The following is a 12,569-nucleotide window of genomic DNA, read 5'->3' on the forward strand; positions in this document are numbered from 1 at the left end:
CACCCCTCCCTATTGCAAGGTCGCATCGAGCGTTCGGGCAATCAAGGTTCTTACCGCATCACGCCGATACTCGGCACTGGCCCTGACGTCGTCGATCGGCGCAAGGCCTGCGAGATGCTCGGGTTCGATCATCGCGCCGAGGCCAGGCCCCGCTTTCGTGCCGACGAGCGCCGTCTCCAGAGCGGTGAGGCGTCGGGCGACCTCCGAACAGGCGCCGACCGCGATACGCGCCTCGACGATTCTACCTTCATCGTCGCAAGCGATGATGACGGCCACCATCGCAATCGAGATGACGAGATATTTGCGAGCCCCGAGCTTCAGGAAGGCCGAACGGCCGGCCTCGATGCTGCGCGGCACCAGGACTGCACTCACCAATTCGTCGGGGCGCCGGGCGGTTCTGCGATAGCCCGTGATGAAATCGGCCAGGGCCAGCTCGCGCGTGCCTTTTGCCGAGCGCAGTTCAACGCGCGCATCGAGGGCGAGCAGAGGCGGTACGCCATCGGCGGCGGGCGAGGCATTGCACAGATTGCCGGCTATGGTTCCCGCATTCTGGATCTGGATGGCGCCGACCTCGCGGGCGGCCTGCTGCAGAGCATGCAAAGCCGGCGGCAATGCAGCCCTGGCGATGGCCGACCAGGTCGTACGGGCGCCGATGCGGATGAGGTCGACACCGAATTCGATGCCCGACAGCCCTTCAATGGCGGACAGGTCGAGCACGGCGCCGGTCAGGGGTCTGTCGCCCAGGCCAGGGAAGATGTCGGTGCCGCCGGCGAGAATGCGCATCGGCTCAACTGCGAGGGCCTCGCAGGCTTCGTCCACCGTTCTGGGGCGCAGATACATCCCCACCTCGCGGAGTGAGAAATTGTTAGTGTACTAATAAATTATCGAGGTCCCGGAGTCTGTCAAGTGAAGGTTGAGAGGGCGGGTGCAAGACGCCCGCCCGCCGAGGTCAGGCCTTACAGGCCAAGGCTTTTGCGGATCGCCGGCAAGCCGGGCTGCCCATCGAAGGTCGTGACTCCCGCGAGCCAGGTTTCCAGCACGCCGGGATTGCCCTTGAGGTATTTTTCCGCCGCCGCCGGGCCGTCCAAGCCGTCGCCTGTGATCATCTGCATCATCTGGTTTTCCAGCTCCACAGTGAATTTCAGATTGGCGATGAAGCGGGCTGCATTCGGGCATTGTTCGGCCCAGCCAGCACGCACATTGGTATTGACGACGGCCTTGCCATAGTCCGGCCCGAAGGTGTCGTCGCCGCCGGTAAGATAGCGGATCTTGAAGTTGACGTTCATGGGATGCGGCGCCCAGGCCAAGAAGACCATGTCGTCCTGGCGGGCAACGGCACCCTGGAGCTGGGCCAGCATGCCCTGCTCCGAGGATTCGACGACCTGGAAGCCCTTCAGGCCGTTCTTGTTCGCGTCGATCAGGCCTTGCACCAGGCGATTGCCGTTGTTGCCGGGTTCGATGCCGTAGATCTTGCCTTGCAGGCTGTCCCGGAACTTGGCGATGTCGGCGAAGTCGTGCAGTCCCTTGGCATAGGTGTATTCGGGTACGGCGAGGGTGTATTTCGCACCCACCGGCAGATTGGCGCCGATGACCGCGATCGACTTGTCTTCCAGATAGGGCTTACGGTCGTTCTCCATGCTCGGTTGCCAGTCGCCGAGGTAGACGTCGATATCCTTGGCCTTCATCGAGGCATAGGTGACCGGAATGGAGAGCACGGTCGTCTCGGGCCTATAGCCCAGTCCCTTGAGCATGACCGAGGCGATGGCGGTGGTCGAGGTGATGTCGGTCCAGCCGACATCGGAAAACCGCACCGCCTTGCAATTTTCCGGATCGGCCGCGAGGGCGGGTCCCGCCGCGCCCACCAGCAGCGCGGCCATGGCGAATATGGTGCCGATATGCTTCATTTTACCCCTCCTGGAGCCGATGAGGCTCTCTCCTGTCCTTGATCCGCTGCGCGAACACGGCACGCTGGGACCCCGGAACAGGGATGCAAGGGGATACAGGCATCGAGGGCGCGCGGGCCTCCAGCCAAGCACAGTACCTGCGTACCGCCTATGTGACTGCGGGCACCCTTGTTGATGCGGATGCGCCGCTGTTACCCTAAGGCGGGCCGTATCACTGGTGCCTCCTGGCAGTGACAGGGTCCTCGGTCGTCCGCCGGCGCGCGACGCGGACCCTCAGGGCCCGACGATCACCGGCATCTTCGTCGCCGGCGGCGTGTTGCGGCTGCGCTGGGTGCGCACCACGCCATCGATGACCGTCATGCCGATGCCAGGCAGGTCGCCGAGCTGGATGCTGTCCAGAAGGTCCTTGCCCGCCGAATGCTGGGCCTTGTCCATCAGCACGAAATCCGCAGCCCGGCCCACTTCGATCAATCCGCAGTCGAGCGAGCGCATGCGGGCGGTGTTGCCGGTGGCAAAGCACAGGGCGATCTCGGCCGGCACGTCGCCGAGCGAGGACAGCATCGAGACCATGCGCAGGATGCCGAGCGGCTGCACGCCCGATCCGGCCGGCGCGTCCGTGCCGAGGATGACGCGTTCGAGCTGGTTCATCTCGCGCGCGGTGCGCAGCGTGTAGAGGGCGGCCCGTTCATTGCCGTTATGCACCAGTTCCAGGCCACGGCCGCAGCCCTCGCAGATGCAGCGGATCTGGTCGAGCGGCAAAGCAGTATGGCCGCCATTGATGTGGCCGACGACATCGGTATCGGCTTCCAGCACGACATCCTTGTCGATCAGGCCGGAGCCCGGAATCGAGGGGCCGCCGGTATGGATGGTCGACTGGATGCCGTATTTGCGGGCCCAGCCCACCATCCTGCGCGCGGTGGGGCCGTCCTTGACACCGCCGAGACCGACCTCGCCGAGCAGCTTCACGCCGGCAGCGGCGAGTTCCCTGAAGTCGTCCTCCACCATGTCGGGTTCGATCACCGGTGCGCCGGCATGGATCTTCACGCCGCTGGGCCGGAAGGCGGAGAAGGTGCGCTGGGCGTAGATCGCCATCGCCTTGAGACCGACGACATCCCGGGGGCGCCCAGGTGTGTGCACCTCGCCGGCCGAGATCATGGTGGTGACGCCGCCATGGAGGTTGGATTCGATCCAGCCGAGCTGGTTCTGCCGCGGCGTCCAGTCGCCGGCGACGGGATGGACATGGCTGTCGATCAGGCCCGGGGTGACGGCGGTGCCGGAGGCGTCGATCACGCGGGTGGCACCGGAAAGGTCGATATCCTTCTCCCGGCCGATGGCGGCGATGCGGCCGCCGACCGCTACGATGGTATCGGCGTCGAGGATAGGATTGGCGATGTCGCCGCTCAAGATGAGGCCGATATTGCGAATGACGAGCTTGTCATTGGCCCCGCCGTCCCTAGCTTCCTCATGCGCCATGCTGTGCTCCTCCCGATGGTTTGAGATCGTTAGTCTACAAACAATTTTGAACAGCTCAAGGGCCCATGGGGCGACGGCTTGTCGATCGCCCATCACCGAAAGTGCCGCTTTGGCCGATGCCGGCGCAGGCGTATTCTAGCGGTATCCGCCTCGTCCGGCTTCTCCAGCGCGGTGCGATGCGGCTGGAGGGAAACGTCATGAGCGATCGGGCAAGCGTGGAAGAGCTGGTGCGCCGGGCCTATGAGCGGCGCAGTGCCGGCGATTTGGACGGCATCATGCAATGTTTCGGGTCGGATCCGAGCTTCCGGCTCGCTGGCGATGAGGTGCTAGGTGTCCTGACGACCAAGGTCCGCGGGCAGGACAATTTGCGGCAGGCGATGCGCCAATTGGTGGAGGCCTGGGACTGGAAGGACTATCGGATCGACGCCATCCTGGTGGATGGCGATCGCATCGCCGTCCACGCCAAGGGCACCATGCTGTTCGTGCCGACCGGGCAGCGCTTCGATACGGAGACGCTGGACTTGTTGGAGATCGCCGACGGCAGGATCAAGCAGTTCCTGCAATTCTGCGATACCCATATGGCGGCCAAGGCAATGGGCTTGGCCGCCTGACTGTGCGCTTCGATGGGCGTCAGGCTACGGCATCGTGCCCGATCTCCGACTCGGTCACGACGCTGTCATTGATTGTTGATGCATCGTCTTCGCCGAAAGCCGGTACCCACCTTTCGGCACCATACTCTAGCGCGATGAAGCTGCGTCAGCCGGTCTCTTCGTCTTCCTTCGCCTCCTCGGCTGCGTCGATGGCTTCCTTGTTCAGGGTGACGCCGACGGTGTCGGGACGCTCCAGCGGCTCGGGCTTCATCAGGCGCTTGGAATTGACCAGGTCCATGCCGGCATAGATGCCACCCTGCTGCTGCGCCACGATGCGCCTTGCGTCGCGATCGCGCACATCCTCGATGATCTCCTCGGCCTCGACATTGTCGACACCGAGGGCTTCCAGGGTCGATCGTCCGAAGGCGAGGGCGCTCTCATAGGTCTCGCGCATGTGGAAATCGACGCCGGCACTCAGCAGCGCCAGCACGTGCTGGCGGTCATAGGCGCGGGAATAGACCTCGGTGAGCGGAAACTCGGCCTTGACCATCTCGACGATCTTCACCGCCGTGGCGCGGTCGTCGATCGCAACGCAGATCACGCGGGCCTCGCCGGCACCGGCCGCGCGCAGCACGTCCAGCCGGCCGCCATCACCGAAATAGACCTTGGCACCGAAGCGGGCGGCGACGTCGATCATCTCGACATCCTTGTCGATGATGGTCGTCTCGATGTCGGCGGTGCGCAGGACCTGCGAGACGACCTGGCCGAAGCGGCCGAAGCCGATGACCAGAGCCTTGCCGTGCGCGTCGGAATAATCTTCCTCCCGGGTCAACTCGGCCGGGGCGAAGCGGGTGAGCAGTCGCTCGGAGCCGGCCGCGATCAAGGGGCCGAACAGCATGGTGAAGGCCGCCAATGCCTTGACGAAACCGGCCTGCTCGCCCTGGAGGAAGCCGTAGGACAGTCCGAGCGGGATCAGCACGAAAGCGAATTCGCCGGCCGGCGAGAGCAGGATGCCGGAGCGGATGGCATCGAGCTTGGTGGAGCCGGTGAGGCGGAAGACGGCGGCGACCGAGACGGACTTGACCAGGATGAGGCCGAGGGCGGCCACCACCAGGGCCAGCCAGTGCTGCAGCACCAGGGCGCCATTGATGTCCATGCCAACGCTCATGAAGAACAGGCCGAGCAGCAGCCCGCGGAAGGGCTCGATATCGGCCTCGAGCTCGTGGCGGAAATTCGATTCGGCCAGCAGCACGCCGGCGAGGAAGGCGCCAAGGGCCATCGACATGCCGGCCCACTGCATCAGGAGGGCAGTGCCGAGCACCAAAAGCAGGGCGGCGGCCGTCATCACCTCGCGGGCGTCGGTGGTGGCGAGGATGCGGAACAGCGGGTTGAGCAGATAACGCCCCGCCAGCACCACCACGGCGATCGAGCCGATCATGATGCCGGTGCGGGTCCAGCCGCCGCCCTCACTGGCCGCATGGGTAGCTTCGACAGCAAAAAGCGGGATCAAGGCCAGGATCGGCACCACCGACATGTCCTGGAACAGCAGGACCGCGAAGCTGCGCTGGCCATAGGGCGCCTGCAATTCGCCGCGCTCGCCCAGGACCTGCAGGGCGATGGCGGTGGCGGAGAGGGCAAGGGCAATTCCGGTGAGTGCCGCCCCCATCACCGACAGGCCGAGTGCATGGGCGATGCCGCCGATCACCAGGGCGCAGACCACGAGCTGCAGGCCGCCGAGGCCGAAAATATCCTTGCGCATCGCCAGCAGGCGCGAGAGCTGCAGCTCGAGCCCGATGACGAAGAGCAGGAGGACGATGCCGATCTCGCCGATATGCTGGATGGTGACGGTATCGGTGAACAGCGCGAAGCCGGAAGGGCCGATCGCCAAGCCGGCGATCAGGTAACCGAGGATAGCGCCGAAGCCGATGCGCTTGAAGATGGGAACCGCGACGACGGCGGCGCCGAGGAAAAGCAGAAGGCTGGGGAGAAAACTGGCGTTGGAATGTTCCATGAGCCTTCATGCAATTGGAGAGCAGCGAGGTCAATTCCCTTGGGACGCCAGGCACTCGAGAACGCGAATGACCGGGCTGGGAGACCTTGGAAAGAGACGGGCGTCTTCCAGATTTATTGCTCTGGCGGCCCGGTTCAAGGGCGCCCTTCGACAAGCATGATCCAGGCAAACAAAAAGGGCGGCGCTTGCGCACCGCCCTTCGAGATTCTCACGAGGAGACCGGACTTAGAAGTCCATGCCCCCCCTCAAGTCCGGCATGCCGGACTTGAGCATGTTTCGCTTTTGGGCGAAGGGACTTCTTAGAAGTCCATGCCGCCCATGCCACCGCCCGGCATTGCCGGAGCCGCAGCGGCCTTGTCCTTCGGCGCTTCGCCGATCATCGCTTCCGTGGTGATCAGGAGCGAAGCCACCGAAGCGGCGTCCTGCAGCGCGGTGCGCACGACCTTGGCCGGATCGACGATGCCCTTCTCGAGCAGGTCGACATATTCCTCGTTCTGCGCGTCGAAACCGAAGGTCTTCGACTTGTTCTCGAGGATCTTGCCGACGACGATCGAGCCTTCGACGCCCGAGTTCTCGCAGATCTGCCGGATCGGGGCTTCGAGAGCCTTCTCGACGATCTTGATGCCGGCGCGGATGTCGGAGTTGTCGGAGGAGAGCTTGGCGACCGCAGCCTTGGCGCGGAGCAGAGCCGTGCCGCCGCCGGGGACGATGCCTTCCTGAACGGCCGCGCGGGTGGCGTTCAGAGCGTCGTCAACGCGATCCTTCTTCTCCTTGACTTCCACTTCGGTGGAACCACCGACGCGGATGACGGCAACGCCGCCGGCGAGCTTGGCCAGACGCTCCTGGAGCTTCTCGCGGTCGTAGTCGGAGGTGGTCTCTTCGATCTGAGCCTTGATCTGGGAGACGCGGCCTTCGATGTCCTTCTTCTTGCCGGCGCCGTCGACGATCGTGGTCTTCTCCTTCTCGATCGACACCTTCTTGGCGCGGCCGAGCATCTGGAGGGTCACGGTCTCGAGCTTGATGCCGAGGTCGTCGGAGATCACCTGGCCGCCCGTGAGGATGGCGATGTCTTCCAGCATGGCCTTGCGGCGATCGCCGAAGCCCGGAGCCTTGACGGCAGCGATCTTCAGGCCGCCACGCAGCTTGTTGACGACGAGGGTGGCGAGAGCTTCGCCTTCGACGTCTTCAGCGACGATGAGCAGGGGCTTGCCGGTCTGCACGACGGCTTCGAGCACCGGCAGCATGGCCTGGAGGCCCGAGAGCTTCTTCTCGTGGATGAGGATGTAGGGATCCTCGAGGTCCGCGATCATCTTCTCGGCGTTGGTGATGAAGTAGGGCGACAGGTAGCCGCGGTCGAACTGCATGCCTTCGACGACGTCGAGTTCAGTTTCGGCGGTCTTGGCTTCTTCAACCGTGATGACGCCTTCATTGCCGACCTTTTCCATCGCCTTGGCGATCATTTCGCCGACTTCGAGGTCGCCGTTGGCCGAGATGGTGCCGACCTGGGCGATTTCGCCGTTGGTGGTGACCTTCTTGGAGGACGCCTTGATCTGCTCGACGACGACGCCGACAGCCTTGTCGATGCCGCGCTTCAGGTCCATCGGGTTCATGCCGGCGGCCACGGCCTTGGCGCCCTCGCGGACGATGGCCTGGGCGAGCACGGTGGCGGTGGTGGTGCCGTCGCCGGCGGGGTCGTTGGACTTCGAGGCCACTTCGCGCACCATCTGGGCGCCCATGTTCTCGAACTTGTCCTCGAGCTCGATCTCCTTGGCGACGGTGACGCCGTCCTTGGTGATGCGGGGCGCGCCGAACGACTTCTCGATCACGACATTGCGGCCCTTCGGGCCCAGCGTGACCTTGACGGCATTGGCGAGAATGTCGACGCCGCGCAGCATCTTGTCGCGCGCGTCGGTAGAGAATTTGACTTCCTTGGCAGCCATGTGGGTGTCCTCAGAATGAATGGGGAGAATGGTAGCTGCCGATTAGGCAACGATACCCATGATGTCGGATTCCTTCATGATGAGGTAATCCTCACCATCGAGCTTGATCTCGGTGCCGGACCACTTGCCGAACAGGACGCGATCACCAGCCTTGACATCGAGGGGGGTGAGCTTGCCGGCTTCGTCGCGGCCACCCGGGCCGACGGCGATGACCTTGCCCTCCTGGGGCTTTTCCTTGGCAGTGTCGGGGATGATGATGCCGCCCTTGGTCTTTTCTTCGGCATCGACGCGCTGGACGACCACGCGGTCGTGGAGCGGACGGAACTTCATGGTTGTCTTCCTCTTGTGCGAGGGGCGGGGCCCCTTGGTCCACATCGAAGGGATTTTATGATAGACCGTTAGCACTCAGCAATGGTGAGTGCTAACGACTGACCGGGATTTAGTCAGCCCCCTGCGGACTGTCAAGGAGCGCCCCTGCAAACAATTTCGACCAAAGTGAATTTGGTGAATGGGACGGGGGACGAATCCCGGCCGGGCCTCAGGCCGGGCGGGCCCGCGGAGCGCTGAAGGTGGCGAAGAGACAGGCTGCCATGATCAGCGTAGCGCCCGCGAGCGTCCAGTTCGTCGGCACTTCGGCGAAGAGGTAGTAGCCGAAGATCATCGCCCAGACGAAGGCGGTATATTCCATGATGCCGAGCCGCGCGGCATGGCCACGCGCATAGGCCCAGGCGAGGCACAGATGCCCGAATGTGCCGAACAGGCCCACCGTGGCCGTGATCGCCCAATGCTCGAGCGTGACCGGTTGCCATTGCCACAGCCCGGCCGGCAATACGAACAGGAAGGCGAAACAATTGGAGAGCATCACGATGGTCAGGGTCGAATCCTGGCTCGACTGCTGGCGCATCAGCACCATCGACAGGGCATAGAAGAAGGCGCAGCCGAGCGCGGCCAACAGGCCGATCACGTCGAAGGCATGGGCCTGGCTGGCCTCCTGGCCACGGGCGATCACCAGCACGCCGGCAAAGCCGACCAGGATGGCGACCAGCGCCCGCACGGCGATCGGCTCCTTCAGGATGATGCGCCCCAGCAGTGCCATCAGCAACGGGGCGAGGAAGGTGAGGGTGATCGCCTCGACCAGCGGCAGCCGCGAAATTGCCGTGAAGAAGCAGGCCGCCGTCGCCAGCACCACCACGGCGCGCAGGCCGTTGCGCCTGAAGGCGGCCGGACTCGGCCAGCCCTTGGCGAAGAGGAGATAGATCGCCAAGGCGATCACGGCCCCGGCGCCATAGCGCATGGTGATGGCCTGCATGAGGGGATAGGTGGTCGAGATCACTTTCATGCCGGTGTCGAGAAAGGCCAGGAAGGTCACCCCCAGTCCCGACATCAGGATAGGACGCAGCGAAGCCTCGTTCCTCATGGCCGCACCGGCCCTCGGAGTTTTGCCGGGGCGCGGGGCCCGGCGGCGCCATCCCTCTCGCGGGCTTCACGGGTCTCGATATCGGGGAGGAACACGGGGTAGCCGCTGTGCATCAGGAAATCTTGTTTCCTTTCATTAATAAGGATGGGGGTGAATCGTCCATCGGGCGTCGAAAATATTTCTTTGTCCTCGACCCGTTCGCACTCCTGCCGGAAGCACTTTCCAGCAATCGGAGGAAGACGGCCGGGCACCTTTGCCTTAGTTTTGCGTCGTGAGGTTGCGTTGCGTGCGAAAGCGCAGGGACCCGCGACCAATCGCCGTCTTTACTGTCCATCATGGTGCATCGGCCCGAAATCCGGGTTATGACTGATCCAGATTGGAAGAATTCGAAGCGAGCAACGATCTCTCGGGGCCGGTGTCGCCGGATATTGACCATCGCCGGCCAGGGCCGGCCGAAGGCGAGTTTGGGTTGAAATGATGAACTATACTGCGATTTTCGAAACGGCTGTCGACGCTCTCCGGCGCGAGAAGCGCTATCGTGTCTTCGCCGACATCGAACGGATCGCGGGGCGCTTTCCCCATGCCCTCTGGCATGCGCCCGATGGTCCGCGCGAGATCGTGGTGTGGTGCTCCAACGACTATCTCGGCATGGGCCAGCATCCGGCCTCGATCGCGGCGATGGTCGAGGCGGCCCAGCAACTCGGCGTCGGTGCCGGCGGCACGCGCAACATCTCGGGCAACAGCCATCAGGTGGTGATGTTGGAGCAGGAGCTTGCCGATCTCCACGGCAAGCTGGCGGCCCTCGTCTTCACCTCCGGCTATGTGTCCAACCAGACCGGCATCTCCACCATCGGCAAGCTGCTGCCCGACGGCCTGATCCTGTCCGACCAGCTCAACCACAATTCGATGATCGAGGGCGTGCGGCAATCGGGCCGCGAGAAGGTGATCTTCCGCCACAACGATCTCGATCATCTCGAGGAGCTCCTGCGCAAGGCCGGCAAGGAGCGTCCCAAGCTGATCGCCTTCGAGAGCGTCTATTCCATGGATGGCGACATCGCGCCGATCGGGCGGATCTGCGATCTGGCCGAACGCTACAACGCCATGACCTATCTCGACGAAGTCCATGCCGTCGGCATGTATGGCGCGCGGGGCGGCGGCATCGCCGAGCGTGACGGCGAGATGGCACGCGTCGACGTGATCGAAGGCACGCTCGCCAAGGCTTTCGGCACGCTGGGCGGCTATATCGCCGCCAACACACCCATCGTCGATGCCGTGCGCTCGCATGCGCCGGGCTTCATCTTCACCTCGGCGCTGCCGCCGGCGGTGGCGGCGGCGGCCCAGGCCTCGGTCCGCCACCTCAAGACCTCGCAGAGCGAGCGCGCGGCCCAGCAGGCCAATGCGGCCCGCACCAAGGCGGCGCTTGCGGATGCCGGCTTGCCGGTGACGATCTCGCAAACCCATATCGTGCCGGTGATCGTCGGCGATGCCGAACGCTGCAAGGCCGCCAGTGACATGCTGCTCGCCGAGCACGGCATCTATATCCAGCCGATCAACTACCCCACCGTGCCACGCGGCACCGAGCGTCTGCGCATCACGCCGACGCCTTTCCATGACGAAGCCTTGATCGCCGAACTGACGAAGGCGCTGGTGGCGGTGTGGCGCAAGCTCGACCTGCCCTTCCGGCTGCGGGCCGCCGCGGAATAAGCCGGCCTCCGGTACGCAATTGCAGTTCGCCGAGGCGTCTTCGAGTTCGCACGACCATGTCATAGCCGGGCTTGACCCGGCTATCCAGAAGCCGCACGCGCAACCGGCCGCGAGGGCTGGATTGCCGGGTCACGCCCGGCAATGACAAATCGGAGCGTTTCTTCCGCAAGTGAAATGCGTTGTCTCCGAAATTCGGCTTCTCGTCATGCGAACCGCGTGAAGCACGCCGGCGTGTTGCGGGCGCGTGGTGGCGCTTGCGACGGCGGCATGGGCCGAGACGGGACGGGGCCCAAAACAGGCCGCAGCGGTAACCATGATTGCTAGCCGAAAAGTTACCATATTTCGGGAATGGCGCGCCTTGTGGCCCGAAATCAACGGCTCTGCCTTTTGATTCAATCTTTGTTGGCGATTTACGCACAAACGTTTCGTTACGGCTTCCGGGGGGACTGGGGCCGATCGTTCCGGCGTTTGTTGACGTGAGTATCCATGCGCGTACTGGGCCTGCCAGCCATTCTCGTCGCCTGTCTCGCTCTTGCGAGTTGCAGTGCCATCAGCGGCGATCCTGACCGGCCCATCCGGCCGCCGGAGACCACGGGCTCGGTCGCTTCCTCCATTCCGGCACCGCCGGAGCCGGAACCGATCCAGCAGCCTCTGCCCGAGGGCGTGCCGCCGGACACGGTAGCCATGGTGCCGCCGCCGATTTCCAAGCCGCCACTGCGGCCAGTCGCGTTACCCGTCGAGCCGGTGGCGGCGGTCATGGCGGCGCCGATGGTCAGGTCGGGCCCGCGCGAACGCATCTATGGCCGCCGCTTCCGCGATGCCAAGCCGATCAATTTCGGCAGGGCTTCGCCGCGGGCCTTCGCGGTCCATGGTGTCGACGTCTCACGCTGGCAGGGCGACATCGACTGGCAGACCTTGCGCCAGCAGGGCGCCAATTTCGTCTTCATCAAGGCCACCGACGGTGGCGACCATCTCGATCCCCTATTCAAGCGCAATTGGCGCGGCGCGCATGAGGCGGGCCTGCGTCGCGGCGCCTATCACTTCTTCTATTGGTGCCGCAGCGGCGCCGAGCAGGCACGCTGGTTCATCCGTAACGTGCCGCGCATCCCGGGAGCGCTGCCGCCGGTGCTCGATGTCGAATGGAACGCGGATTCGGCCTGCAAGCGGCGACCTTCGCCCAGCAACATCCGCGATAACATGCAGGCCTTCCTGACCATTGTCGAAAGACATTACGGCCAAAGGCCTATCATCTACACGGCGCCCGGCTTCTACCACGACAATCTGGAAGGGGCTTTTCTCGATTACCCGTTCTGGCTGCGCTCCGTCGCCCGCCATCCTTCCCAGGTGTTCGAGGGCAGAAAGTGGGTGTTCTGGCAATATTCAGGCTCGGGCCTTTCGCAGGGCGTGGGCGAGAAGATCGACCTCAACGTCTTCAATGGCAGCGCCGAGGCCTGGTATCGCTGGCTCGGGATGAATGCGGACGGGGGTGGTGCAGGCCAGGATCGGTATGCGTCGCGATAATAGCTAACA

Annotated in this window: 10 protein-coding genes; 3 read left to right on the forward strand and 7 right to left on the reverse strand. The window is 64.1% G+C overall.

What is annotated here, in order from left to right; genetic code table 11:
- Positions 1-9: 9 nt before the first annotated feature.
- The 3 genes from QM672_RS01165 to QM672_RS01175 all read right to left on the reverse strand — a co-directional run bounded on the left by QM672_RS01165 (position 10) and on the right by QM672_RS01175 (position 3,377).
- Positions 10-840 (reverse strand): FAD binding domain-containing protein, encoded by an 831-nt coding sequence (locus QM672_RS01165; RefSeq protein WP_415080387.1) that lies wholly within the window; start codon positions 838-840, stop codon positions 10-12.
- Positions 841-956: 116 nt separating this feature from the next.
- Entirely contained in the window at positions 957-1,904 is a 948-nt protein-coding gene (locus QM672_RS01170; protein ID WP_415080388.1) for a choline ABC transporter substrate-binding protein, read from the reverse strand.
- Between the two features lie 273 nt (positions 1,905-2,177).
- Positions 2,178-3,377 (reverse strand): amidohydrolase family protein, encoded by a 1,200-nt coding sequence (locus QM672_RS01175; RefSeq protein ID WP_415080389.1) that lies wholly within the window; start codon positions 3,375-3,377, stop codon positions 2,178-2,180.
- Positions 3,378-3,574: 197 nt separating this feature from the next.
- On the opposite strand from QM672_RS01175, the gene QM672_RS01180 reads away from it, so the two are divergent.
- Positions 3,575-3,988, forward strand: a complete 414-nt coding sequence (locus tag QM672_RS01180; protein WP_415080390.1) for a nuclear transport factor 2 family protein — start codon at positions 3,575-3,577, stop codon at positions 3,986-3,988.
- A 145-nt stretch (positions 3,989-4,133) separates the two neighbouring features.
- Here QM672_RS01180 and QM672_RS01185 read toward each other — a convergent pair whose 3' ends face one another.
- The 4 genes from QM672_RS01185 to QM672_RS01200 all read right to left on the reverse strand — a co-directional run bounded on the left by QM672_RS01185 (position 4,134) and on the right by QM672_RS01200 (position 9,335).
- Positions 4,134-5,978, reverse strand: a complete 1,845-nt coding sequence (locus QM672_RS01185) for a monovalent cation:proton antiporter-2 (CPA2) family protein (RefSeq protein WP_311942637.1) — start codon at positions 5,976-5,978, stop codon at positions 4,134-4,136.
- A gap of 299 nt (positions 5,979-6,277) precedes the next feature.
- A complete protein-coding gene (groL, locus tag QM672_RS01190; RefSeq protein ID WP_415080391.1) occupies positions 6,278-7,918 on the reverse strand; it encodes a chaperonin GroEL in 1,641 nt (546 codons plus the stop codon).
- A gap of 42 nt (positions 7,919-7,960) precedes the next feature.
- Positions 7,961-8,248 (reverse strand): co-chaperone GroES, encoded by a 288-nt coding sequence (groES, locus tag QM672_RS01195; protein ID WP_311942632.1) that lies wholly within the window; start codon positions 8,246-8,248, stop codon positions 7,961-7,963.
- Between the two features lie 208 nt (positions 8,249-8,456).
- Complete coding sequence (locus QM672_RS01200; protein ID WP_415080392.1) at positions 8,457-9,335, reverse strand: DMT family transporter; 879 nt, start codon at positions 9,333-9,335, stop codon at positions 8,457-8,459.
- A 477-nt stretch (positions 9,336-9,812) separates the two neighbouring features.
- On the opposite strand from QM672_RS01200, the gene hemA reads away from it, so the two are divergent.
- Both hemA and QM672_RS01210 read left to right on the forward strand, forming a co-directional pair.
- Complete coding sequence (hemA, locus tag QM672_RS01205) at positions 9,813-11,039, forward strand: 5-aminolevulinate synthase (protein WP_415080482.1); 1,227 nt, start codon at positions 9,813-9,815, stop codon at positions 11,037-11,039.
- A 486-nt stretch (positions 11,040-11,525) separates the two neighbouring features.
- Positions 11,526-12,560: a GH25 family lysozyme gene (locus QM672_RS01210; RefSeq protein WP_394310610.1), complete on the forward strand. Its 1,035-nt coding sequence runs from the start codon at positions 11,526-11,528 to the stop codon at positions 12,558-12,560.
- The last annotated feature ends 9 nt before the right edge of the window (positions 12,561-12,569 follow it).

It is taken from the genome of Labrys sp. (in: a-proteobacteria) (assembly GCF_047605565.1).
Lineage (GTDB): Bacteria > Pseudomonadota > Alphaproteobacteria > Rhizobiales > Labraceae > Labrys > Labrys neptuniae.

Coding starts and splice junctions, on each gene's coding strand:
- QM672_RS01175 (WP_415080389.1), bottom strand. CDS start 3,377: ATGGCGCATGAGGAAGCTAGGGACGGCGGGGCCAATGACAAGCTCGTC.
- QM672_RS01200 (WP_415080392.1), bottom strand. CDS start 9,335: ATGAGGAACGAGGCTTCGCTGCGTCCTATCCTGATGTCGGGACTGGGG.
- QM672_RS01170 (WP_415080388.1), bottom strand. CDS start 1,904: ATGAAGCATATCGGCACCATATTCGCCATGGCCGCGCTGCTGGTGGGC.
- QM672_RS01210 (WP_394310610.1), top strand. CDS start 11,526: ATGCGCGTACTGGGCCTGCCAGCCATTCTCGTCGCCTGTCTCGCTCTT.
- QM672_RS01180 (WP_415080390.1), top strand. CDS start 3,575: ATGAGCGATCGGGCAAGCGTGGAAGAGCTGGTGCGCCGGGCCTATGAG.
- hemA (WP_415080482.1), top strand. CDS start 9,813: ATGAACTATACTGCGATTTTCGAAACGGCTGTCGACGCTCTCCGGCGC.
- groL (WP_415080391.1), bottom strand. CDS start 7,918: ATGGCTGCCAAGGAAGTCAAATTCTCTACCGACGCGCGCGACAAGATG.
- groES (WP_311942632.1), bottom strand. CDS start 8,248: ATGAAGTTCCGTCCGCTCCACGACCGCGTGGTCGTCCAGCGCGTCGAT.
- QM672_RS01165 (WP_415080387.1), bottom strand. CDS start 840: ATGTATCTGCGCCCCAGAACGGTGGACGAAGCCTGCGAGGCCCTCGCA.
- QM672_RS01185 (WP_311942637.1), bottom strand. CDS start 5,978: ATGGAACATTCCAACGCCAGTTTTCTCCCCAGCCTTCTGCTTTTCCTC.